The sequence below is a fragment of the Halorhabdus tiamatea SARL4B genome (genome assembly GCF_000470655.1).
GTDB lineage: Archaea > Halobacteriota > Halobacteria > Halobacteriales > Haloarculaceae > Halorhabdus > Halorhabdus tiamatea.
In genome coordinates, this window is the sequence record NC_021921.1 from 2,413,993 (window position 1) to 2,435,748 (window position 21,756).

Here is a 21,756-nt window from a genome sequence, read left to right on the forward strand (position 1 = left end):
TATACTGATTTTTCACGGACTACTGATCCGAATAACACTCCGCGTGACCCTGCATGGGTATGTTTTCCTCTGGGATGACTGATCGTCGCACATCACTGACCGAATACAAAAAGCATAGAGAACACTCCCGGCCTGGATACAACGCTGCCGAAACGCTTTAGATCATAGTTCGCGTACTATGGACTATGTCGAACGCATCCGCCAACAATGCATCACGGGCGACTGGAGATACAGCCCGGCGGTTTTTCGTGGTGCAAGAACTGCTGACTTCGCCCGAACTCGCGCAGTTTTATACGGATGTATTGCTCAACTCGCCGACGACCATCACTGCAGTACGCGAACGCCGGGGGCTTTCGAAAAGTACGGCGTATAAGTATGCCAACAAACTGGCAGAGCTTCGCATCGCCGAAGAACTCGATGCCTACGAGGATGGGTCAGCACTCTGGCGGGCAGACGCTGTGAGTGGTGTCTGGAGTGGGGAAGCCACGGTTGAATTCGGCCCAGTCCTGATCGCGGTCTTTGGCGCAACCACCGCCAACGACGACCTCCAGTTGTTCGTCCAGCGGCACGGTAAAGCAGCGCTTGCCCCGGCAGTCATGGGAACCATCGAGTACCTGCTGGGGAAGACGACACGTCGTGGCGTTGCCGAGGAATTGAACGTCTCGGCTGTCGAGGGGATCGCCGTCACGCAGGCAATCGAGGGGATCGTCGCACTGGTCAAAGATCACGATCCGACGCTTGATGACATCTCGTTCGAGGTACCAGTACACGAACGTGCCCTGGAGCAAACACCGTACCAGCGCGCCGATGACTGACGGACACGTCTTACCGTTTCCGAGCGCTCTCGTACTCGATACCAGCTTTCTTCGAACGATCGGGGGCACTGACAGCGATCCATATCAGTCCTTCGTTCAGTATGTTCGGGACAACGGTGTCGAGTTGTATCTGAGTGGGCGGGTCGTCGAAGAACTCACCGAACAGCAGGGCTACCTCAGCATCGACTGGATCGACCGCGCGGAGACGACAGCCTGGATTTCGATCGTGGATTCCATCCAGCCAGGGGTGAGGGTTCATGGTGACATCCTCCCCGCCGTGAACGGCGGGGCTTCCCCTACGAGGGGAATCCGGGCTGGCAGGTTTCAGTCCGAGTAGGCCGCGAGCGTCATCTGTCCGGTTCTCGGACTCGTCTCTCGGTGGACTGTGGCGCTGTCACGGGCGCTCCCACCCCGAGGCGAGTCATCGCGTCCGGGTTCCCAACGGACGCTCTCTCCCCACGGGTTAGCGCGACGGGCGATATTCGCCGCCGCGTTTATGTCTGCTTGGAACTCTGTTACGTGGCAGTCGTCGTGTGGACACACGAACTCCGCTTGTTCGGCCCGCCGACCGAGACGGCCGCAAGCGTGGCACGTCTGTGACGTGTACGCCGCGTTGACGTACTCAACTCGAATCCCTGCCTCGGTCGCTTTGTCTTCGATTCGACCCTGTAGCCGAGCGAACGCCCACGAGTGAAGCCGCCTGTTCATCCACTTGCCGTAGTCGAGATTTTCACGGATGTACGACAGGTCTTCCAACACGATGACTGGGTTCTCGAAAGACTCAGCATATTCGACGGCCCGCCGAGACGCCTTCTCGACAATATCCGTTAGTGCGTTCTGGTAGTGGTCGAATCGTTCGTCCACGCGCCACTCAGCGGCGTCTCTCGACTGTAGCCGCCGGAGCGTGGTGAACATCTCTTTGCGGAGGTGTCGCGCCTGACTGCCACTGACGAGCATCGGCTTCCGTGGTACGTCGCGTTTGAGGGCACAGCCCGTTATCAACGCGCTCTCACCTACGTCGAAACCAATGTACGTCGCGTCGTCCGATTCGGTCGGTTCATCGACCGGGTATTCGACGGTGACGTGCAACTCCCACGACGTTCGGTGGCGCTGTAGGCGCAACTCGCCTGCCGTCGCGTCTTCGGAGAGCAGGTCGAACCACAGCGATTCCTGTTCAGGGTTAATCCGAAGCGGAATCCAGAAATTCGTCCCGCGTCCGGGCATCGGAACCTGCCAGACGAAGCTGTGTTCGCGCTCGTCGGAGTAGTCGAACTTCGCGGCCCGATTGACGAGCCGAAGCGGATGCTGGTCGTCTAACTCCTCGGCGTTGTACGTGTCTCGGAGTTTCGGGACGTAGGACTTGAGCGCGTCCTTGGCTTGGTACGGCAGGTCGTAAGGCGTCACAATGTCGTTGACGGCAGACATTGTGTTTGCCCGGTTGTCGAAGGCGTCGTGGAGTGCTTCGCGGTAGGTGTCCAAGAGCCGCTGTAGGCGTTGCTCTTTGCCCGTTGTGGGCGTGGCGAGCGAAGCCTGTAGCGTCTTCGTCACCGTCTCGGACACACTACCCGGCAGGCGACCGACACACATAGATGTAACGTTGGTGTAACACCATGCATGAAGTACGTCAAGATAGAGTTCGAGGACGAATCGCAGTACGAGGGCTTGAAAGAGACAAAGAAGCGCCACGGGCTGACATGGCGGGGGATGCTACTCCACGCTCAGAAAGAGTTGGATTCCGGCAGTGCCGATTGAGCGGTGAACAGCGTAGTCAAGTGACGCGATTCCCCACCCGGCTAAAGGCCGGGGTTCCCTCGCTGATTAAAGATGGCCCCCGTGCTGGCGAGTTGATGGATCGTGTCCACGAACGGCTGGCAGAATACGAGCAGACGGACCCGGACGAATTGCGGAAGACGGACTCAGAACTGCCTGCTGTTGCCGTGACACTGCTCGGGTCGACGCAGCACGAATCTGTCGGGATCGTGATGGACGACCGGAATGCCGAACGATCGATTTCGGGCGTCATCAAAAACACATACTACGAGGGACGTATTCGCGTACTCAATCTCTGGGAGACGATCGACTACATCGAATCCCGCAACATATAGGGGCCGCTTTCTCACTCGATCCGAAAGATCGGCGGCGAAAGGTTCTCGCTGTGACACTCGGGGCAGCGACTCGGCTCGTTCAGCCGGTCGTCGAACCTGTCGAACCCACAGTCTTCACACGCCGGGGGCGCGACCAGCAACTGCTCGTCAGTATCTTCGAGCGACCGGGCGATGTGCTCGACGTGATCGATCACCGTCGTCGTCGAGAGTTCGAACGCCGCGGCGAGTGCCGTCGCGGACAGCGATTCCCCCCGTAACCGATCGGCGATCCGCTCGCGCGTGGTCCGCTGCATATCCGTCGTTGTCGGGGCGAGAATAAATACCAATAGCCTCGCAGTCGGGAACAGACGGAACAGTACGCCTTTACCAGCCCCGGTCCTGGAACTGCCATGAAGCAGGCGATCGTCGCACGTGCGGATCTGAACATGGGTGAGGGGAAACTCGCGGCCCAGGTCGCCCACGCCGCCCTGATGGCCTACGAAGATGCCGACAGACAATCCCAGTCGGCCTGGAAGGGCAGCGGCCAGAAGAAGGTCGTCCTCCAGGCAGACGGCGAGGCGGCGCTGTTCAAACTCGCCGATAAAGCCGAACGCGAAGGACTCCCCCACGCTATCGTCCGGGACGCCGGCCACACCGAACTCGAACCGGGGACCGTCTCGGCGCTCGCTATTGGTCCAGCCAGCGAGGGAGCTATCGACCGCGTCACGGGAGACCTTTCGCTGTATTGAGACAGACTGGCCGGTCGGCGACGGATGTACCGCATTCAATCGACCTATTTATCTCTTACTGAAAGGTTTATGTGGTATCTGCCCTAACTCGGGGTGAACACATTACGAGGCTACGAGTATGCAAGGGAACCAACAACAGCAGGCCTACGATCGCGGGATTACGATTTTCTCGCCGGACGGCCGGCTCTATCAGGTCGAGTACGCACGGGAAGCCGTCAAACGCGGAAGCGCAAGCGTCGGTGTTCGCACCGACGAGGGCGTCGTCCTGGCGGCGGACCGACAGACGCGCTCGTCGCTCATCGAGCGCGACAGCATCGAGAAGACACACAAGATCGACGACCACATCGCCATCGCGAGCGCCGGTCACGTCGCCGACGCGCGCAAACTCATCGACTTCGCGCGCCGACGGTCGCAGGTCGAGCGCCTGCGATACGACCAGCCGATGGGTGTCGAAGCGCTGACGAAGTCCATCACCGACACGATCCAGGAGTACACCCAGACGGGTGGCGCGCGCCCCTTCGGCGTCGCGCTGATCGTCGGCGGGATGGAGAACGGCGAGCCTCGCCTCTTCGAGACCGACCCGTCGGGGACGCCCTACGAGTGGTCGGCGCTGGCGGTCGGCGGCGGCCGTGAAGAGATCCAGGAGTACTTCGAGGACAACTACGAGGACGGCATGACCTTAGAGCAGGGTGTCGGTCTCGCCCTGGAAGGATTGGCCGAGCCGAACGACGACGGACTCGATCCCGACGGCGTCGACCTCCAGACGGTCGACGAGGAGGGCGTCCTCGGCGTGAGCCAGGACGTGATCGAGGAGCACCTCGAGGAGAGCGACTTGCTCGGAGGTGACGACGAATGAACCCGAATCTAAACATGAACCCACACGATAGCGGACGGACAGACCCCTACGAACCCGAACTCGGTTCGATCGCGACCGACGACGACGACGCCGAGAACGTGACGAAGACCGGGACGACGACTGTCGGTCTCTCGACCGCTGAGGGCGTTGTGATCGCGACCGACCGTCGTGCGAGTCTGGGCGGTCGGTTCGTCTCGAACAAGAACGTCGTCAAGGTCGAGGAGATTCACCCGACTGCGGCCATGACGCTGGTCGGGAGCGTCGGCGGTGCCCAGTCGTTCATCCGAACGTTGCGCTCGGAGGCCAGCCTGTATGCGACCCGGCGCGGCGAATCCATCAGCATCAGCGCGCTGGCGACGCTTGCGGGCAACTTCGCCCGCGGCGGTCCCTTCCTCGCGATCCACCCGATCCTTGGTGGTGTCGACGACGAGGGCACGCACGTCTACACGATCGACCCCGCCGGCGGCGTCATGGAAGACGACTACGCCGTCACCGGCAGCGGGATGCAGGTCGCCTACGGGACCATCGAGGGCGAGTACGACGCCGAGATGTCCGTCGACGACGCGCGCGACCTCGCGACGAAGGCGGTCCAGGCCGCAAGCGAGCGTGACACCGGCTCCGGCAACGGTCTCGTGATCGCCGAGATCACCGACGAGGGCGTCGAGATCGAGGAGTTCGACGCGCTCGAAGACGCGCTGTAGACGCCAACAGTTCGGTTTTCGATCTGCGTTCTTTTCACGCATCGACCAGCACGCTCTTTTCCGGTGACAGTGTAGGACACCCAACTCTCGATATGCGCCAGGCACATCCCGTCGAGCGAGCGGTCGGCATGGAGTACTACGTCAGCGGCAGCGACGGCGTCGGCGGGCACCTCCGTCGGGAGCCCGCAGCCTTCGGCGTCCGTGAGATCGAAGCTTTCGATGTCGAACCGATCGACGCCAAACAGGGCGCGTATCCACACGTCGTCTTCCGGGCGACGCTCTCGGGCTGGGACACCAACGACTTCGCGAGCGTCCTCTCGGATTCGCTGGGTATCAGCCGCGAACGCGTCTCCTGGGCCGGGACGAAGGACAAACACGCCCGGACGACACAGCTGTTCTCCGTGACGAAAGTCGATCCCGCAGAACTCGACGCGATCGACCTCTCCGAGGTCGAGATCGAGCTCCTGGGTCGGAGCGGCCGGCCGATCCTCTTCGGCGACCTGGCCGGCAACGCCTTCGAGATCGAGATCAGCGAACCCGACGCGCCCGGCAATCTCGATGCCGTCCTCGACGAACTCGCCGCGTTCGCCGGCAGCGCGTCCGGCGGTGGCGAGGACGACGGCTCGACCCGCATCGGCGTGCCGAACTACTTCGGCCAGCAACGCTTCGGCAGCCAGCGCCCGGTTACTCACGAGGTCGGCCTCGCCATCGCCCGCGGCGACTGGAAGGACGCCGTCCTCTCGTACGTCGGGAATCCACACGAGCGCGAGCGCGAGGACACGCGTGAAGCGCGGCGGTATGTGACCGAAACCGAGGACTGGCAAGGCGCGCTCGATCGGCTCCCCAAGCGCCTGGGCTACGAGCGGTCGATGTGCCATCGTCTCGCCGAGAACGGGACCGACGAGTCCGAAGACTTCCAAGAAGCGCTAGCGGCGGTCCCGACGAACCTCCAGCAACTGTTTGTCAACGCTGCCCAGTCGTACGCCTTCAATCGGATTCTCTCGGCACGGCTTGAGCGCGGGCTTCCGTTCGACGAGCCGGTCGCCGGCGACGTGGTCTGTTTCGCCGACATCGACGCCCCGGACGGTCTCGAACTGCCGGACACCGGCCGGACGCAGCGTGTAACCGCGGACAACGTCGGGACGGTTCGCCGCCACTGCGAGCGCGGGCGGGCGTTCGTGACCGCGCCGCTGCTCGGGACCGACAGTGAACTGGCGGATGGTGAGCCGGGTGAAATCGAGCGGGCGGTCTTTGCGGATCTGGGGATCAGCTCGGCGGACTTCGATCTGCCGGGAGAGTTCCACTCGGAGGGGACGCGACGGGCGATCCTCCTGCGGACGGACCTATCGGTCGAGCGCGATCCACTGACGCTCTCGTTTGCGCTCCCGAAAGGCTCGTACGCGACAGTTGTCCTCCGGGAGATCACGAAGAGCGATCCGGCGGACCTCTGAGCGCTCACTTACTGTTCTCTGACTTCTCTCATCGCTCTATAGCGATTCGTAATTGAGCGAAATGCTCTTGAACGAATCAGTTGAACGATAAGACATGGGAGAACGACCGAGCGACCTCGAAACCGTCCGGAGTCGGCTCAACGTCGTCACCCAGGAGACGCGGTTCTCGCTACTGCAGGATATCCTGGGCCACCCCGATGGGCTGGACGCTGAAGGAGCTCGACTACGTCAAACCGTCGAAGAGCAGGACGACGATTCGCCAGCACCTCGCGGAACTGGTCGACGACCCGGCTTCGTTCGCGTATAGTAGGTGGTTTTTAGCGACTAGCGGTGAACAGTCCGGATATGCCAGACGAACGGGCCGAAGCAGCCGGACCGATCGACGCCTTCCGCTCCTTTTTCGCCCTCCGGCGAGACGTCCTCGTGCTCTCGCTGGCGATGTTCGCGTTCAGCCTGGGCTTTCAGATGACCAGCCGTTATCTCCCGGAGTACATGACCGCCCTCGGGGCTTCGGGGTTCGTCGTCGGCCTCTATGGCACGTTCGGCAACGTCATCTCGGCGGTGTTCCCCTACCCCGGCGGGGCAATTTCGGATCGGATCGGCTCGCGCTATGCGCTGACGCTCTTTGGCTTTCTCTCGACGCTCGGATTCGCCGTCTGGCTGATCGCGGGACAGTTCGACGCGGTCACAGTCGCCGGACTGACGATCGAACCCTGGGTGTGGATCTTCGTCGGCCTGGTTCTCGCACAGGCATGGAAGTCCTTCGGCCTCGGGGCCTCCTTCGCCGTCGTCAAGCAGGCCACCGATCCCTCGCGGCTGGCGGCCGGGTTCGCAAGCACGGAGACCTTCCGCCGGGTGGCCTTCCTCGTCGGGCCAGTGCTCGCGGCGATCCTGATCGACCTCCAGTGGAACGTCCCCATACTCTCGCCGATCCTCGGGACGATGGGCGACTCGTTCGCGACGAACTTCCAGTACGTGTTGTTGGTGGGGGTCGTCTTCGGCGCGCTCGGCACCCTCCTCCAGCACTGGCTCTATGACGCGAGCGAGGACACCATCGGGAGTTCCTTCGCGGGACTCGAGCAGATTCGGGCGGACCTCCGAGAGATGCCCGAAGAGTTGCGACCGCTGTTGATCGGTGACACCCTCGTGCGGTTCGCCAACGGCATGGTGTACGTCTTCTTCGTCCTCGTCGTCACGCAGTTCCTCGAAGTCGGCTTCGACGCCTCCGTCGCTCTCTTTGGAACGTCCTACAGCGTCAGCCTCTCGCCGCCGGCGTTCTTCGGCTTCCTGCTCGGCGTCGAGATGCTGGTCGCGCTGCTCGTGATGGCCCCCGCGGCGAAGGCCGCCGAGTACGTCGGTCTCAAACCCGTCGTCGCGCTCGGCTTTACGGTCTACGCGATCTTTCCGGTCGTGCTCATCAATGCGCCAGCAACGTCGGCGGCGATGGTCGCTGTCTTCGCCTTCTCTGGGCTCCGCTTTGCCGGCCTCCCGTCCCACAAGGCATTGATCGTCGGCCCCGCGGAGGCCGACGCCGGCGGCCGAGTGACTGGCACCTACTACCTCCTGCGGAACACGATCGTCATCCCGAGCGCTGCAATCGGGGGCTACCTCTGGGACTACGTGAGCCCCGAGGTCGCGTTCACGCTCGCCGCTGCAGTCGGCGTGCTCGGGACCGGCTACTTCCTCGTCTTCGGCGAGGAGTTCGAAGCGTATCGATAGTCGCCCCCGTTCGACCGCTCCCCCGGATCGCCCCGCTTATTCGGCGCGAGTTCCGACAGTACGATAATGCAATGCCGGCAGTGCGCCGCCGAACTCGATCGCCCCGGCGACTACTGCCTGGTGTGTCACACGCGAAACGCCGACGTGGTCGTCCTGGAACTCGACCGCGAACGCGCCCGGGTCACGACGATCGACGACGGGGAGATTCTCGGGCGGCGCGTCGTCACGACGACACAGGAGGACGGCGAGTTGAGCGGCGTCGAGTTGCGGAACTTCGCCGGCCAGGTCGCCGACGAGGTCCACCGCAAGCGCCCCGAAGAAGTGTACGTCACCGGCGACCGGACGGTCATCGACGCCGTCCGCGCCCAACTGCACTACGAGTGTTACCGCGTCGAGGGCGAGAACCCCGTCGAGCGCGTCATCGAACGCCAGGGCGAGCCTGCCCTGGAGGTCGTCGAGGCCAGCGCGGCCGAGAAGATCGGCGGCACTCACTCGACGCTGATCGGCGATCGCGACGGGATGCGCGCGATCGAGACGGTCGCGGGTCACCCCCACGTCAAGAAGATCATCCCCGGACCGATCGACGCGAGCGGATCGAGCGCACGTGGCGGCGTCCGTGCGAAGGCCACGCGGGCCGACCAGGGCGGCAACGTTCGACTCCTGATCCGGGACGGCTCCAGCGTCCAGGAGAATCGCGTCGTGACGACGGCAAACAATCGGGAACTCGGCGAGCACGTCCGGGCGGACCTGAACGAGGCGCTCGCGGACGCCGACCTCGCCGAGTGAGCGACGCCCGGCGGTCTCCGGCACCATCCACTGCCCGCAACTCAACAGGTTTATCAGCCCGCTGCCGTCATATTCTACCACTATGGCTGACGATCGTACCGGCAGTGCCGGTCGGTTCGGCGCGCGATACGGGCGGGTCTCCCGCCGTCGCGTCGCCGAGATCGAGGCGAACATGAACGACGATCACGAGTGTCCCGAGTGCGGCCGCGACCGCGTCTCCCGCCAGGGGACCGGCGTCTGGGAGTGTGGCTACTGTGGCTACACCTTCACGGGTGGCTCTTACAGCCCGACGACCCCCGGCGGCCGGGCCGCCACCCGGTCGATCCGTGCGGCGCTCGCCGAGGAAGGCGAGGAGACGGAGGCCTGAGATGGCATATAAGTGCTCGCGCTGCAAACGCGACGTCGAACTCGACGAGTACGGCGGCGTCCGCTGTCCGTACTGCGGTCACCGGGTCCTGCTGAAGGAACGGTCCCGCGACGTCAAAGAAGTCAGCGTCGAGTAGATGGACCACGAGGCGGTTCTCGATTTCGCGTACGACGACTCCGACAGTGCCTCGCTCGTCGAGCGAAGCGTCGCTCAGGAACTCGACGAGATCGACGGCGACCGGACCCGGGCCCGAATCGATCGAGACGACGAGACGCTCTCGATCACGATCGAAGCCGCCGACCCGGTCGCACTCCGGGCCGGCGTGACGACCTGGACGACGCTGGTCGAGGTCGCCGAACGCGCCGGGGAGATTTGAGCCGTCACCGGCACGTTTATCGGTCGAGTTGCCGTCCGATGTAATATGGCAACCAGACAACAGGGGCATCGGATCGACAGCGATTCGATCGCGGATTCGGTTTCGATCGGCGGTGGCCTGATCGGTGGCGTGCTCGCGTACGTGCTCGGGTACGGCGTGATTGCGCTGTCGAAGTCCGACGCGATCGACGGCGTCTCGGGCTTGTTCGGGGTCTTGAGTCAGTTCGGGGGCGAATTCGACTACCCGGCGGGCTGGAAACTCGCCGGCTGGGTGTTCTATCGGGCGCACAACGTCGACGTGCTGATCGACGTATCTGGCTCGGACTCGCCGAACCCCGTCGCGCTGACCGAGAGCGTCTTCTGGGAGCCGTGGTTTTTCGCCGTTCCGGTGGTCGCACTGGTCGTTCTCGGTGCGGTCGTTGCCTACGCAACTGCTGCCCGGTCCGCAGTGGCGGGTGCCGTGGCCGGCGGCTCGGTCGTGTTTGGGTACGTCCTCGTCGTCGCTGTTGGTGTGGTGGTCACCGGCTGGTCGACGTCGGTGCTGGGCGTCGAGGCGTCGGCGGGTCCGGATCTCGTCGTCGCGATTCTGCTCGCCGGGATCGCCTATCCCCTCGTAATCGGAGGAATCGGCGGCACGATCGGCGGGCTGATCCGCGGTCGTTGAGGGAGTGACCGACGGTGATCGGCTCGCCCCTGGCGAGACCACAAAAGGTGGGTTTTTCCGTGCTCGTCTCGACGTAGCGGATATGCAGGGAAATCTGCCACCTGAAGCACAGGAGAAGCTCGAAGAACTGCAGGACCTCCAGGAGACGGCCCAGCAGGTCGCCCAGCAGAAACAGCAGGCCCAGACCCAGCTGACCGAATCTCAGAACGCCCTCGAGGCCCTCGAAGACATCGACCCCGATTCGACGATGTATCGCGAAGTCGGTGAACTCCTCGTCGAGACCGAGTACGACGAGGCCGAAGACGACCTCAGCGAGACGGTCGACAACCTCGAAGTCCGCGTCGAGTCCCTCGAGAAACAGGAGGAGCGCGTCGAAGAGCAGTTCGAGGAGCTCCAGAGTGACCTCCAGGAGATGCTCGGCGGTGGCGGCGGTGGCGGCGCACTCGGCGGCGGTCCGGACGTCGGTCCGGGCGCTGGCGGTGCATGAGCGACGACGTGAGTGAGGCGTCCGACACAGACACACCGTCCGACGAAACCGTCGTCGAGACGGCTGCAGCGGCTGCCGAAAAAGTCGTGTTCTCGCGACTCGATCAATCGACAGTCGCCGATCTCGACGTGACGGTGACCTTCGAGGACCAGGTCCTCGAGGTCGACGTCTACCTCAACGCGCCCGACGCGCGGGCCGACCCCGAGACGATCGCCGACGACGCCGCGCTCGCGGCTCGATCGGCGGTCGACGACCTCTTAGAGGACTGAGGCGACCGGCGTCGAAACGTTCTGCGTCTCTCACTTTCCACGGTCGACAGTTGAGGTGCCCGGTCGCTCGCCAGTTCGATCGCTGATGAACCCCGTCCGGAAGCCGATCCACGCGAGGGCGCTGATGAACAGGATCGGCGGCAGGATCATGAATCCCCACAGCGGGTCCAGCCCCCACCCGAGCAACAACAACAGGTCCGCGAGTCCGAGCGCGAGGAACGGCGTGACCGCCTTCAGCGCCTGCACGCGGTCGTACTCGGGGTCCGGACGGGGATCTGTCATTGGCTGTTGTTGGGCGCTCGCTCCCAAAAGCGCGCCGTTCACCCGCGGTGATTGCCTCTGAAACGGGCTGAACTCGATCTGTCTACTTCCCCCAGAAGGGATCCCTGTTTCGCCGCTTGTCCAGATACATCGACAGCGCCTCGCGTTCGTCGGCGGGGATCTCCTCGGTGAGTTCCTGTTCTAAGATCTTGGCGTGTTTCTCGGGGAGCTCGATCCAGAGTTCGTCGCCTTCCTCGATGTCCCGGCCGACGGTCGGGCCGTCGATCGAGACGGCGACGCGCTCGCCCGCACGCGCCTGGTCGACATCCTCGCCCTCGTCCTGAATGCCTTTGAGCTGGCCGACGCGTTCGGGTTCCGAGCCATCGAACCGGGCGACGTTGGAATTCCGGACGATCGTCCCCGAGAGGATCTCGACGCCGACGACGGCGGGATCAGACTGTCTGAAGGTGTGGTCGTCGAGGATCTGGAATCGCGCGGGACGGGTGATGTTCTCTAAGATCTGTTCCTGCTGGGATTCCTCGATCGCCGTGACGTGCTCGCTGTAGTCCTCGATCAACTGGTAGATGACGTCGTGTTCGAAGATCCCGACGTCCTCCTGGTCTGCGAGTGCGACGGCGTCGTCGAGGATGTCCACGCCGAAGGCGAGGATCGCCCGGTGAGTGGGCTCGTTCGCGGTCTCAGCGACTCGAATATCGCGGGGCGCGACGTCGCCGACTTCCGCGCGCATGATCGGGATCTCCTCGTCGGCAAGCGTACTCGAGATCGCTTCGAGACTGCCGAGCGTGTCGGCCTTGACGACGATGCCCTCCTCTTCGGTCTGGACCTCGACTGCCGCGAGTTCGGCCTCGACCTCGGCGATGACCTCTTCGACAGGCCGATCGCGCACGACGCGAACGGGCGCGCCCGCCATCGCGTCGTCGAGATCGGGGGCCGCGATCTTCACGCCAGCGGCGGCCGCTACCGAGTCGACCTTCTCGAACTCCTTTTCGGTGCGGATCTCCGCGAGCGGGCGGGGCTGGAGCAAGGCCCGAACCTCGGTCACGATCGGCTCTTCGAGTCCGCCGACGACGATCTGATCGTCCGCACGGATCGTCCCGTCGTAGACGACGGCGTCGATGGTCGTGCCGAACCCGCGTTCGTCGGTGACCTCGAGGACTGTCCCCGCGCCCGGGCCGGCCACGTCGATCGCCATCTCCTCCTTGAGGTATCGCTGGGAGAGCCCCATCAGTACGGTCAGCAGGTCCGGGACGCCCTCGCCGGTCAGCGCCGACAGCGGGACGACGCCGATGTTGTTCTGGAAGTTCTGGACGCGCCAGTAGAAGTCCGCCGAGAACCCCTCGTCGCTCAAATGGCCGATGAGTTCATACAGGCGTTCGTCCAGATCGGACTGGACGCGGTCGGGCTGGCGATCCTTACTCGCCTGGATGGGCTGGTCGTCGTTGGGGTTCCAGCCCGGGATCGTGTCGACCTTGTTGGCCGCGACGATAAAGGGGGTCTGGGTCCGCTTGAGGATGTCCAGGGCCTCCTCGGTCTGTGGCTGGAAGCCGTCGGTGACGTCGACGACGACGATCGCGATGTCGGCCAGGGCCCCACCCCGAGAACGGAGCGTCGAGAAGGAGTGATGGCCCGGCGTGTCGATAAAGAGGAGGCCGGGCAGGTCGAAGTCCGTGGGATCGACGAGGTCGCCGGCCATCTCGCCGATCACGGACAGTGGCACGGCGGTCGAGCCGATGTGCTGTGTGATCGCGCCGGCCTCGCCCTCGGTGACGGCCGACCCGCGTATTTTGTCCAGTAGCGTCGTCTTGCCGTGATCGACGTGGCCCAGGACCGCGACGATCGGGGTCCGGAGCGACGACGACTCGTTCGTGTCGTGTGGTGTGTGTTCGGCCATCCCGTCTCACCCTGAGAAGTTGTCCGATTTCGGCGTTCTCGCCATTTAAGAAGTTCGTATTGACGGCGGGTGGCGTGTGCCTGCTCACGTCGGCTCGCGAGCGAATCGCCGTCGTTGTCGACTCAATCCTCCAGGCGGGGCCGTCGTCCTCACCGCCTGTTTGCTCGACTCAGGACGCGTCGAAGTGCCGTTCGGACCGATCCGAGGAAGAACCCGAGACTGAGGACGGCCCCGATCCCGGCTGCGGCCGCGAGGTAGAGGTACATCCCCTGGACGCCGATCACGTCGGCCAGCCAGCCGCCGGCGACCTGCCCGAACACGCGACCGGTGCCGAGTCCGAGCGCCGCCAGCAACGCCTGGGCCGAGCCACTCAGCGTGTCCGGGGCGTACTCGTGGGCCAGAGAGACGGACGCGAGCGTAAAGAGAGCAAAGCCCGCGCCCCGGGGAAGCTGTGCGAGGAACGTGACCGGGAGGGTCCCCGGAATCACGTAGAGCAGGAAACTCACGGCGGAAAGTACCGCGCCGACCACCAGTTGCGTTCGGTGTTCGAGTCCGAGATGCACTGCCCAGACAAAGATCGCGGCCTCGGCGAGCGTCCGGACGAACCAGGCCGCGCCGGTCATGGCGTCGCCCGCCTCGATGGCCCGTATGTATACCGAGAAGAACGCGCCCCCGGTCGTGGTCGCCGCCCCGAAGAACACGCCGACGATCAGCAGCAACACGAACCGTGGATCGGTGAGCAATCGGAGCGAATCCTCCCTGAGATCAGGCGAGAGGTCCGCAGACGAGGGTTGTGGCACGCCCCTGATCGAGAGGACGAACACTGTCATTCCGAGTGCGTAGACGACGAAGATCGAGACCGTGCCGAACGTCCCGACCAGCGGCCCCATCGCGAGGATGCCGATACCGAAGGCGATACTCCCGAACGCCCGGACGTTCCCGAAGTCGATCCCCGCCGAGAGGACCATCGCGTTCGCAAGCGGGATGATCGGTGCCCGGAACGCCGAGTAGATGGCGGCGGCGATCAGCATGAGCAGATACGGCGATTCGAGTATCGTCCCGATCGGGAACAGCAACCCACCGACGATAGAGACGATCGCTCCCACGGCCATCACCAGCTTGGTCCGCCCGTAGGCGTCCGCGAGCACTCCCCACAGCGGCTGGGCCACGATCCCCGCGCCGATCAGGACGGCCCCGATCATTCCCATCTGTGACTCCGAGAGGCCGATGTCCTCGAAGAAGACGTTCCGGTAGCCGGAAATCCCGTTCGCTGCTGCGTACAGCACGAGATAGATAAACTGGTAGCGCCGCTCGTCGCTGATCACGTGCGCTCACCGTCCGCTCTCTTGACGTCCATTCTCCCGTTGTTCTATCTGTGAAGAAAAAAGGCTTCATATTTGCCGTTCGACGAGCCCCGGTCCCCTCACAGAGACAGCTGGGTCACCACGTTTTCGGTCGGCCACGCCCAGGGGAGCGTCTGCCGGACGTCCGACGACCCCGTGGAGTTTATGTAAGTGGACCGGGTACACCGCTGTATGGCCGACATACTCGCCGAGAACCTCTCCGGGAAAGACGTCATGGGCTCGGACGGGGCCGAACTTGGCATGCTGTACAACATTACGATGGACCTCGAATCGGGCCGACTCGAAGACCTCATCATCGAACCCGACGAGACGCTCGGAGAGACGGCGTTCGCGCGGGACGACGACGGCCGCCTCCGCGTCCCCGTCAGTCGCGTACAGGCTGTCAAAGACCACATGATCATCGAACGCTAACTAAATGAACGTTCTCGACGCCTCGGCTTTCATCAACGAGTATCACACTGACGAGCAACTCGCCACGATCCCTCTCGTTCGCGAGGAACTCGAAGACGAGAGCGCCTATCGCTTCGACGCCCTCGAGGGGTCGGGGATGCACCTCCACATTCCCGACGAGGAGACCGTCGAACGCATCCGTCGGGCAGCCGACGAGACCGGCGACCACGAGGCCCTCTCGACGACGGACATCCGACTGATCGCCGCGTCGTTCGAACTCGATGGCCGACTCGTCACCGACGACTACGCCATGCAGAACGTCGCGGAGAAACTGGAGATCGATGTCGAAGTGATCGACCAGGACGGGATCGAAGAGCAGCGCGATTGGCACTTCCAGTGTCAGGGGTGTGGTCGCGAGTTCGACGAGAATCACGACCGCTGTCCGATCTGTGGCAGTCCGCTCTCGCGGAAGAATCCATCGAGTGCCTAGGGATCGGCGTCGGTTTTCCCGGTTACGTCGCGTTCGGGCCGGCCCCCGACCGGTCGGTCTTCCTCGAGTGCTTCGAGCCCAAGTGTGAGCAACTGGCGGAGCACTTCCTCCTCCGTGAGATCGTGCTCGTGGGCCAGGTGTTCGATGTCGTGGGCCCGATCGTCGTCGACGACGATCGAAAACCGGGTCGGCATACTTTGATGTGAGACGTTGTCACGGTATAAATCTGCGTCAGACAGGTGTCCGACCGGCCATCACGACAGCAGGCCCGTCCCCGTTGCCAGGTCGTTGACTTCGACGAGATACTGGTAGAGGAACTGGACGGCGTTGAACACAGCGTGGATGAGAATCGGGACGGTGAGGTTGCGGGTTCGGCGATAGCTCTCACCGAGCACCAGCGCGAGGACGAACAGGAAGGGCAAGGTCGTCAACAGCGGTCCGAGGCCGTTCGTGAGGTACACCGGAATGTGGATGAGCGCAAAGAGGCCACTGGCGATGACGACGGCCTGGCGGGGAGAGAACGTCTCGTAGAGCGATTTCTGGACGATATTCCGGTAGAAGAGTTCCTCGACCGGCGCGATCACCAGGAAGGACAGTACCGCCAGGACGAGATAGATTTCGACGCTTCCGGACTCTTCGACGATCTGGGTGACATTGTGGTCGGCCGTCTGGACGCCCAGCGCCTGGGTCAGTAGGCTAACCACGATGAGTGCTCCAAACAGGGCGAGGAACCCGAGGACGCTGTATCCTATCTCCCGAAGACTCGGCCATTTCACATCGAGGTAGTCTACGGTGTGGTCGTGCAACCAGAAGTACGCGCCGGCGAGAGCGACCATCCCGATCCCGCTCGCGACCATCGTCACTGAATAGTAGACTGTATCGGAAAGGGGGCCGGCCACGAACAGGACAGTCCCGATCAGCGGCACCGCGAGCAGTTCACTCCCGAGAAGCCCAACCAGCGACCACCCCCCGGCGAGGATCACTGCCCGAAGGCGCTGGTTGTCCGTCACGCGTTTCGATGCCATACCTGAACGGACGGTCACCAACCCCAAAGGCGCTACGTTTCCGGGGGTCTCGGCTGGCGCTCGAACCGCGGCGTTTATGCGCGATCCAACAGAAGCGTCCGCCCATGTCGGACACGACGAACGAAGCGGCCTACGACGGCGTTCTCGGTGCGTTCCCCTACGCGTTCCGGGCGACCGACTCGCGGCTCTGTCGGGCCTACGTGGTCGTGGGCGGACTCGTCGCCGCGCTGGTCGCCATCGTCTTCGTCCTCGCGGTGATCTCGCTCATCGGGGCGACTGTCGGTACGCCCGGCGGGTTCCTGACGAGCGCCCGGGCGTTTTACGTCCTCGTCGCGTTGCTGATCGTCGGTCCACTCCTCGCGCCGACGTTGCTCGTCGCCCGCCGCCACCGCCGGGGCAAGAGCGACCGTCGATACGACCGCGCCCTCGCGGCGAGTGGCTTCGCCTTCGTCCTCTCGGTATATCTCGGTCTCGTGGCGTCGATGCCGCCGTCGTTCGTCCTCGACGGCGAAACCGTCACGCGACCCGCCGCCGACGGCGTGTTCGCACCGCTCGTCGAGTTCCTGTACGCGATTCCCGAACCCGCTTCGCCCGCCGTCCCCGGACTCGCCGCGGTGATCATGCTCGTCGTACACCGCCGCTACCGGTGAATCAAAGAGGGTCGACCGTCATTGTTCGCGCATGAGCGAGAAGACGGGGACGTTCGTGGTCACGCACGTCGACGCGGAGTCGGCCGTCTTGACGAACGTCGCTGACGCACACGTTCACACGCTGTCGGCCCACCCCGACTTTTCGGAAGGCGAAGTACTCGAGGCGACTGTCCGGGCCGAGCCACCGATGGAAGTCACCTGGGAGGTCGTCGCCGTCCACGACCGCCGCACGATCCCGGTCGAACGCAGCCCCGAACGCCCGACGAAACTGGCCCGCGATATCGCCGGTGACCAGTCGATCGGCGAGGTCACGCGCCGTGAGCGGGAGGGTGTGGGAGAAATACACGTTCTCACGGTCCCGGAAGACCAAACTGAACAGGCCGTCGAGGACGTCATCGACGACGACGAGACGCGCCGGCGGGCCGCCCGACTCGGCGTCGATCGTGTCGAAATTCGGGCGGACGCGGGGTGTGTCAGCGTGCGATACTTGCCGTGAGACGGGCCACCCGTTCGATCAATCGCCGCCGTCGCCGATCACGCTCTCCCAGTCGTGATCGAAGTGTGCCCCTTCGCGCTCGCGGGCACTGGCTTCGACAGCCATGAATTCGGCGCGTTCGCGTGCTTCTGGAATCGTGTGGCCGCCACAGTAGCTCAGTCCCGACCGGATGCCCGCGGCGAATCGGTCCACGACGTCGGCGAGGTCGCCGCTGTAGGGCGTCAACGCCTCGACTCCCTCGTCGGCGTCCGCCGCTGCGCCGTCCTTGTCCGTCCGGGCCTCGTTGGCGGCGGTCGTCGCCATCCCGCGTGAACGCTTGTACCGGTCGCCGTCGACCTCGACCACCGCACCCGGCGCTTCGGTCGTTCCGGCGAACAGCCGTCCGAGCATCACTGTGTCTGCGCCCGCCATCAGCGCTTTGACTGCGTCGCCGGAGCTCTGGATACCGCCGTCGGCGATGATCGGGACGTCGAGGTCCGCACCGGCGTCGACACACTGATCGACCGCCGTCAACTGCGGGACGCCAGCCCCGGCGACGCGCCGGGTCGTGCAGTGCGAGCCGGGGCCGATCCCGACCTTGACGGTGTCCGCGCCGGCGGCGTAGAGATCCCGGACGCCCTCGGGCGTCGCGACGTTTCCGACGACGAGGTTCGCGGGGTCGTACTCGGCGACGAGCGTTTCGACCGCGTCGAGGGCCCGTTCGAGGTGAGCGTGTGCGACATCGACGACGACGGCGTCGGCCCCGGCGTCGAGCGTGCGTTCGGTCCGCTCTAGGTAGTCGTCGGCGATCCCGACGGCCGCCCCGACACGCTCGCCCGCCTCGACGACAGCACGCACCTCGGCCACCTGTTCGTCGATCGCAAGAAACCGGTGGATCGTGCCGAACCCGCCGGCCGCAGAGAGCGCGATGGCCGTCTCGCGTTCGGTCACAGTGTCCATCGGCGCGCTCAGGAGTGGGCGATCGAGTCGAATGTCCGGTGAGAGTTGCGTCGAGAGATCGACGTCGTCGCGACTGTCGACCGGCGACCGCTGTGGGACGAGCAAGACATCCCCGTAGGATCGCCCCGTCGTGAGGTCTTTCATGCCGCCACAATCCGACGAGTGCCAGCCACAAAAGCCCGTCGTCGGCCGCGAGCGTCTGGGCGGCCGCCGACGGACTGGGGCCCAAGGACGCTTTAGGAAGGCTTATTCAACGCCGTGTCACATCCATGAGCATGGTTGAGTTCGAGGTACCGAAAGTCGATTATACGAAGTATTCGAACCGTCAGCTCGCGGCCGTTCCGCTGGCCGTCCTGGCGATAGCTATCGCGGTCCTGATCGGATCGTGGTGGCTGACCGGGTCACCGGCCGCGCTCGGCATCGATTTCACCGGCGGTTCGGAGATGACCGTCGAAACAGGGATGTCCGCGGCTGAACTACAGGGGACGTTCTCTCCGGAACCGGTCTCAGTCCAGGCTGTCCAGGCTCAGGAAGACCGGTTCGTCGTCACGTTCGACGTCTCGAATATCGGTGATCTCCGCGAGCAGGCCATGGCGGCCGATATCTCCGTTCTCGGGAGCGGTTCGACGCCACCGTCGTTCGGAGCGGACAGTACGCGGATCGCTGTCATCGGGATCGCGATCGCCTTCCTCGGGATGAGCATCCTGGCGTTCGCCCTCTTTCGGACGTTCGTCCCGAGCATTGCGATCATCGTTTCGGCGTTCTCTGACCTGGTGATCCCGCTGGCTGTGTTGAGTCTACTTGGTGTCAAACTCTCCTTGGGAACTGTTGCCGGCCTCCTCATGCTGATCGGGTACAGCGTCGACTCGGACATCCTGTTGAACAATCACATCCTCAGGCGTCGCGGTGAGTTCTACGAAAGCACCTACGCCGCGATGCAGACTGGTGTGACGATGACGCTGACCTCGATCGTCGCGATGGCCGTCATGGCGATCATGGCGACGTTCTTCAACATCCAGATTATGGCACAGATCGGGTTCGTCCTGGTACTGGGGCTTAGCGTCGACCTGATGAACACGTACATGCTGAATCTGAGTCTGCTACGCTGGTACCGATTCCACGGGGTGAACCGATGAACGTTCGCGAAAACTGGCAGATCGTCTTGCTCGTCGTCTTCGTCGTCGGGAGCGGGATTGCTCTATTCGCGCCCGTTGCCGGCGGAGCCGACGACGGCGGGTTCACGAATCTCCAATACGGGATTCAACTCGACGGGGGGACCAGCCTTCAGGCACCTGCGGTCGGCATCACAGCCGAGGGCGTCAACGTCAGTGCTGAAGACCAGACCCCTCTCGCCCAGGACATTTCCGAGACGCTCTCGCTCGATCCGATCGACGTCAGGACCTCCGCGGGGAGCCAGACCGTCGAGGTCTTCACGCGAAACGTCACACAGGACCAACTCCGTGACGCGCTCGTCGAGGCGGGCTATCAACCGGAGAGGGTACGTGACGGCGTGACGTCCGCGACTCGCGAACAGATGGTCCGGGTCATCCGAGACAAGATCAGCGAGTCCGCACTCAGCGGCGGGAGCGTCTCGACGATTCAGTCGATCGAGGGGCCGACGTTCATTTCGATTACGGCCCCCGACCGCGATCAGGAGGAACTTCAGGCGCTACTCGACGAGCGTGGCGTCGTCCGGGTCTACGCCGTCCATCCGGACGGGAACGGGTCGTGGGTCCGCGACAATGTCCTGAGCCAGGAGGACTTCAGCCGGATCAGTCCGGCACAGCGAAATTCCGACGGGAATCCGGTCGTCCCGGTGACGATCCGCGACTCGGTCGCCGACCGCTTCCAGGACGACATGGTCGAGTACGGGTTCGGCCAGGCGCGCCAGTGTCAGGCAAGTACTGCTGACATCACGAACGTCTCGGAGATCGAAGGGTACTGTCTGGCCGTGACGTTGAACGACAACGTCGTCTTCGCCGGTGGCGTCCAGGCGAACCTCGCCAGTTCCTTTGCATCCGGTGACTTCGCGACCGACCCCCGGTATCAGATGATAACCGGGAACATGTCCGAGGCCAACGAACTCGAGATCAGTCTCCGGGCCGGTCGCTTGCCCGCGCCGCTGGACTTCGAAAACGCACGAAGCCAGAGCCTCGAACCGTCGATGGGTGAACAGTTCCGGACGGATTCGCTGCTCACGGGAATCATGGCTGTCTTCGCGGTCAGCGGCATGATCTACTTCCGGTACCGTGACGCCCGGGTCGCGCTGCCGATGATCGTCACGGCGATGTCTGAGGTGTTCATCCTCCTGGGGTTCGTGGCGCTCGTTCAGTATCCGCTGAACCTCTCGCACATCGCCGGGTTCATCGCGGTCATTGGGACCGGGGCCGACGACCTCATCATCATCGCCGACGAGATCCTCCAGCGCGAGGAGATCGCTACCGATCGGGTGTTCCAGAACCGCTTCCGGAAGGCGTTCTGGGTCATCGGCGCGGCCGCGGCGACGACGATCCTCGCGATGAGTCCCCTGACAGTCCTCTCGCTTGGGGACTTAAGCGGGTTCGCGATCATCACGATCGTCGGCGTGTTGATCGGGGTGCTGATCACGCGTCCGGCGTACGGTAACTTCCTCCGTCGGCTCGTCCTCGACGCCTGAGGCGCTTCGACGGCCGAATCTGGAGCGGCGGGCTTTTGGCGTCCGGACGTGAATCTCGTCCAATGTCCGAGGATACGTTCTACTGTGAGACTTGCGAGCAATCAGTCGCCCGCGAAGACGTGATCCGTACGGAGACGATCGGTGGACTCGACCCGGAGAAGTGGCAGACCTTCTGCTGTCCGGACTGTGGCAACCGCCTGGAGACGGTGTTCGTCGGCGAGGAGTGACCCTACCTTTCGCCCGGGGAAGC

At 63.9% G+C, this 21,756-nt stretch carries 31 protein-coding genes and 1 pseudogene; 24 read left to right on the forward strand and 8 right to left on the reverse strand.

Going from position 1 to position 21,756, the window contains the following annotated elements:
• The first annotated feature begins 185 nt into the window (after positions 1–185).
• Positions 186–815 carry a DUF7437 domain-containing protein gene (locus HTIA_RS11895; protein ID WP_021029507.1) on the forward strand — a complete coding sequence of 210 codons (630 nt, stop codon included), beginning with the start codon at positions 186–188 and terminating at the stop codon, positions 813–815.
• A complete protein-coding gene (locus HTIA_RS11900) occupies positions 808–1,152 on the forward strand; it encodes a hypothetical protein (RefSeq protein ID WP_008527165.1) in 345 nt (114 codons plus the stop codon). Before HTIA_RS11895 ends, HTIA_RS11900 begins: the two co-directional genes overlap by 8 nt.
• On the opposite strand, the gene HTIA_RS11905 is transcribed toward HTIA_RS11900, so the two are convergent.
• Positions 1,140–2,375 (reverse strand): RNA-guided endonuclease TnpB family protein, encoded by a 1,236-nt coding sequence (locus HTIA_RS11905; RefSeq protein WP_008527164.1) that lies wholly within the window; start codon positions 2,373–2,375, stop codon positions 1,140–1,142. The genes HTIA_RS11900 and HTIA_RS11905 overlap by 13 nt on opposite strands.
• Before the next feature lie 54 nt (positions 2,376–2,429).
• Here HTIA_RS11905 and HTIA_RS16885 point away from each other — a divergent pair, with 54 nt between their 5' ends.
• Both HTIA_RS16885 and HTIA_RS11910 read left to right on the forward strand, forming a co-directional pair.
• Entirely contained in the window at positions 2,430–2,567 is a 138-nt protein-coding gene (locus HTIA_RS16885) for a hypothetical protein (protein ID WP_008527163.1), read from the forward strand.
• A gap of 95 nt (positions 2,568–2,662) precedes the next feature.
• A complete protein-coding gene (locus tag HTIA_RS11910) occupies positions 2,663–2,920 on the forward strand; it encodes a hypothetical protein (RefSeq protein ID WP_008527162.1) in 258 nt (85 codons plus the stop codon).
• An 11-nt stretch (positions 2,921–2,931) separates the two neighbouring features.
• Here the strand turns inward: HTIA_RS11910 and HTIA_RS11915 are convergent, their stop codons facing one another.
• A complete protein-coding gene (locus HTIA_RS11915; RefSeq protein WP_008527161.1) occupies positions 2,932–3,213 on the reverse strand; it encodes a transcriptional regulator in 282 nt (93 codons plus the stop codon).
• Positions 3,214–3,309: 96 nt separating this feature from the next.
• Here HTIA_RS11915 and pth2 point away from each other — a divergent pair, with 96 nt between their 5' ends.
• The 13 genes and pseudogenes from pth2 to HTIA_RS11980 all read left to right on the forward strand — a co-directional run bounded on the left by pth2 (position 3,310) and on the right by HTIA_RS11980 (position 11,323).
• Positions 3,310–3,648, forward strand: coding sequence for a peptidyl-tRNA hydrolase Pth2 (pth2, locus tag HTIA_RS11920; protein WP_008527160.1), 339 nt, complete (start codon positions 3,310–3,312; stop codon positions 3,646–3,648).
• A 118-nt stretch (positions 3,649–3,766) separates the two neighbouring features.
• A complete protein-coding gene (psmA, locus tag HTIA_RS11925; protein ID WP_008527159.1) occupies positions 3,767–4,504 on the forward strand; it encodes an archaeal proteasome endopeptidase complex subunit alpha in 738 nt (245 codons plus the stop codon).
• Positions 4,501–5,205: an archaeal proteasome endopeptidase complex subunit beta gene (gene psmB / locus HTIA_RS11930; protein ID WP_020936404.1), complete on the forward strand. Its 705-nt coding sequence runs from the start codon at positions 4,501–4,503 to the stop codon at positions 5,203–5,205. The genes psmA and psmB overlap by 4 nt, the downstream gene beginning before the upstream one ends.
• Positions 5,206–5,297: 92 nt before the next feature.
• Positions 5,298–6,656, forward strand: coding sequence for a tRNA pseudouridine(13) synthase TruD (truD, locus tag HTIA_RS11935; protein WP_008527157.1), 1,359 nt, complete (start codon positions 5,298–5,300; stop codon positions 6,654–6,656).
• A gap of 94 nt (positions 6,657–6,750) precedes the next feature.
• Positions 6,751–6,940 (forward strand): annotated as a pseudogene (locus HTIA_RS11940) (transcriptional regulator); the annotation flags it as partial.
• 61 nt (positions 6,941–7,001) lie between these two features.
• Complete coding sequence (locus HTIA_RS11945; RefSeq protein WP_008527154.1) at positions 7,002–8,375, forward strand: MFS transporter; 1,374 nt, start codon at positions 7,002–7,004, stop codon at positions 8,373–8,375.
• A gap of 66 nt (positions 8,376–8,441) precedes the next feature.
• Positions 8,442–9,161 (forward strand): DUF2103 domain-containing protein, encoded by a 720-nt coding sequence (locus HTIA_RS11950; RefSeq protein WP_008527151.1) that lies wholly within the window; start codon positions 8,442–8,444, stop codon positions 9,159–9,161.
• Positions 9,162–9,243: 82 nt separating this feature from the next.
• Positions 9,244–9,528 (forward strand): 50S ribosomal protein L37ae, encoded by a 285-nt coding sequence (locus HTIA_RS11955; RefSeq protein ID WP_008527149.1) that lies wholly within the window; start codon positions 9,244–9,246, stop codon positions 9,526–9,528.
• Between the two features lies 1 nt (position 9,529).
• Positions 9,530–9,664, forward strand: coding sequence for a DNA-directed RNA polymerase subunit P (locus tag HTIA_RS11960; RefSeq protein ID WP_008527148.1), 135 nt, complete (start codon positions 9,530–9,532; stop codon positions 9,662–9,664).
• Positions 9,665–9,904 carry a KEOPS complex subunit Pcc1 gene (locus tag HTIA_RS11965; RefSeq protein ID WP_008527144.1) on the forward strand — a complete coding sequence of 80 codons (240 nt, stop codon included), beginning with the start codon at positions 9,665–9,667 and terminating at the stop codon, positions 9,902–9,904.
• 45 nt (positions 9,905–9,949) lie between these two features.
• Positions 9,950–10,567, forward strand: a complete 618-nt coding sequence (locus tag HTIA_RS11970) for a hypothetical protein (protein WP_008527143.1) — start codon at positions 9,950–9,952, stop codon at positions 10,565–10,567.
• An 82-nt stretch (positions 10,568–10,649) separates the two neighbouring features.
• Positions 10,650–11,054: a prefoldin subunit beta gene (locus HTIA_RS11975; RefSeq protein ID WP_008527142.1), complete on the forward strand. Its 405-nt coding sequence runs from the start codon at positions 10,650–10,652 to the stop codon at positions 11,052–11,054.
• Positions 11,051–11,323, forward strand: a complete 273-nt coding sequence (locus HTIA_RS11980) for a DUF3194 domain-containing protein (RefSeq protein WP_008527141.1) — start codon at positions 11,051–11,053, stop codon at positions 11,321–11,323. The genes HTIA_RS11975 and HTIA_RS11980 overlap by 4 nt, the downstream gene beginning before the upstream one ends.
• Before the next feature lie 30 nt (positions 11,324–11,353).
• On the opposite strand, the gene HTIA_RS11985 is transcribed toward HTIA_RS11980, so the two are convergent.
• The 3 genes from HTIA_RS11985 to HTIA_RS11995 form a co-directional block, all read right to left on the reverse strand.
• Positions 11,354–11,605 (reverse strand): hypothetical protein, encoded by a 252-nt coding sequence (locus HTIA_RS11985; protein ID WP_008527140.1) that lies wholly within the window; start codon positions 11,603–11,605, stop codon positions 11,354–11,356.
• Between the two features lie 82 nt (positions 11,606–11,687).
• Entirely contained in the window at positions 11,688–13,496 is a 1,809-nt protein-coding gene (gene infB / locus HTIA_RS11990; RefSeq protein ID WP_008527139.1) for a translation initiation factor IF-2, read from the reverse strand.
• A gap of 149 nt (positions 13,497–13,645) precedes the next feature.
• The gene (locus HTIA_RS11995; RefSeq protein ID WP_008527138.1) at positions 13,646–14,821 is read right to left on the reverse strand and encodes an MFS transporter; all 1,176 of its coding nucleotides are present in this window, start codon (positions 14,819–14,821) and stop codon (positions 13,646–13,648) included.
• A gap of 210 nt (positions 14,822–15,031) precedes the next feature.
• On the opposite strand from HTIA_RS11995, the gene HTIA_RS12000 reads away from it, so the two are divergent.
• Entirely contained in the window at positions 15,032–15,271 is a 240-nt protein-coding gene (locus HTIA_RS12000; protein ID WP_008527137.1) for a PRC-barrel domain-containing protein, read from the forward strand.
• Positions 15,272–15,275: 4 nt separating this feature from the next.
• Positions 15,276–15,740, forward strand: coding sequence for an NOB1 family endonuclease (locus HTIA_RS12005; protein WP_008527136.1), 465 nt, complete (start codon positions 15,276–15,278; stop codon positions 15,738–15,740).
• Here HTIA_RS12005 and HTIA_RS12010 read toward each other — a convergent pair.
• Both HTIA_RS12010 and HTIA_RS12015 read right to left on the reverse strand, forming a co-directional pair.
• Complete coding sequence (locus HTIA_RS12010) at positions 15,737–15,934, reverse strand: hypothetical protein (RefSeq protein ID WP_008527134.1); 198 nt, start codon at positions 15,932–15,934, stop codon at positions 15,737–15,739. The genes HTIA_RS12005 and HTIA_RS12010 overlap by 4 nt on opposite strands.
• Before the next feature lie 60 nt (positions 15,935–15,994).
• Positions 15,995–16,765: a CPBP family intramembrane glutamic endopeptidase gene (locus HTIA_RS12015; RefSeq protein ID WP_008527132.1), complete on the reverse strand. Its 771-nt coding sequence runs from the start codon at positions 16,763–16,765 to the stop codon at positions 15,995–15,997.
• Positions 16,766–16,869: 104 nt separating this feature from the next.
• On the opposite strand from HTIA_RS12015, the gene HTIA_RS12020 reads away from it, so the two are divergent.
• Positions 16,870–17,415, forward strand: a complete 546-nt coding sequence (locus HTIA_RS12020; protein WP_008527130.1) for a hypothetical protein — start codon at positions 16,870–16,872, stop codon at positions 17,413–17,415.
• A 31-nt stretch (positions 17,416–17,446) separates the two neighbouring features.
• On the forward strand, positions 17,447–17,911 hold the full coding sequence (locus tag HTIA_RS12025; RefSeq protein ID WP_008527128.1) for a DUF5812 family protein: 465 nt from the start codon (positions 17,447–17,449) through the stop codon (positions 17,909–17,911).
• An 18-nt stretch (positions 17,912–17,929) separates the two neighbouring features.
• Here the strand turns inward: HTIA_RS12025 and HTIA_RS12030 are convergent, their stop codons facing one another.
• Positions 17,930–18,994: a guanosine monophosphate reductase gene (locus HTIA_RS12030; RefSeq protein ID WP_008527127.1), complete on the reverse strand. Its 1,065-nt coding sequence runs from the start codon at positions 18,992–18,994 to the stop codon at positions 17,930–17,932.
• A 131-nt stretch (positions 18,995–19,125) separates the two neighbouring features.
• Here HTIA_RS12030 and secF point away from each other — a divergent pair, with 131 nt between their 5' ends.
• From secF to HTIA_RS16890, 3 genes are all read left to right on the forward strand, one after another.
• On the forward strand, positions 19,126–19,986 hold the full coding sequence (gene secF / locus HTIA_RS12035) for a protein translocase subunit SecF (RefSeq protein ID WP_008527126.1): 861 nt from the start codon (positions 19,126–19,128) through the stop codon (positions 19,984–19,986).
• On the forward strand, positions 19,983–21,506 hold the full coding sequence (locus HTIA_RS12040; protein WP_008527125.1) for a preprotein translocase subunit SecD: 1,524 nt from the start codon (positions 19,983–19,985) through the stop codon (positions 21,504–21,506). Before secF ends, HTIA_RS12040 begins: the two co-directional genes overlap by 4 nt.
• A 62-nt stretch (positions 21,507–21,568) precedes the next feature.
• Positions 21,569–21,733, forward strand: coding sequence for a hypothetical protein (locus tag HTIA_RS16890; RefSeq protein WP_008527124.1), 165 nt, complete (start codon positions 21,569–21,571; stop codon positions 21,731–21,733).
• Positions 21,734–21,756 lie beyond the last annotated feature (23 nt).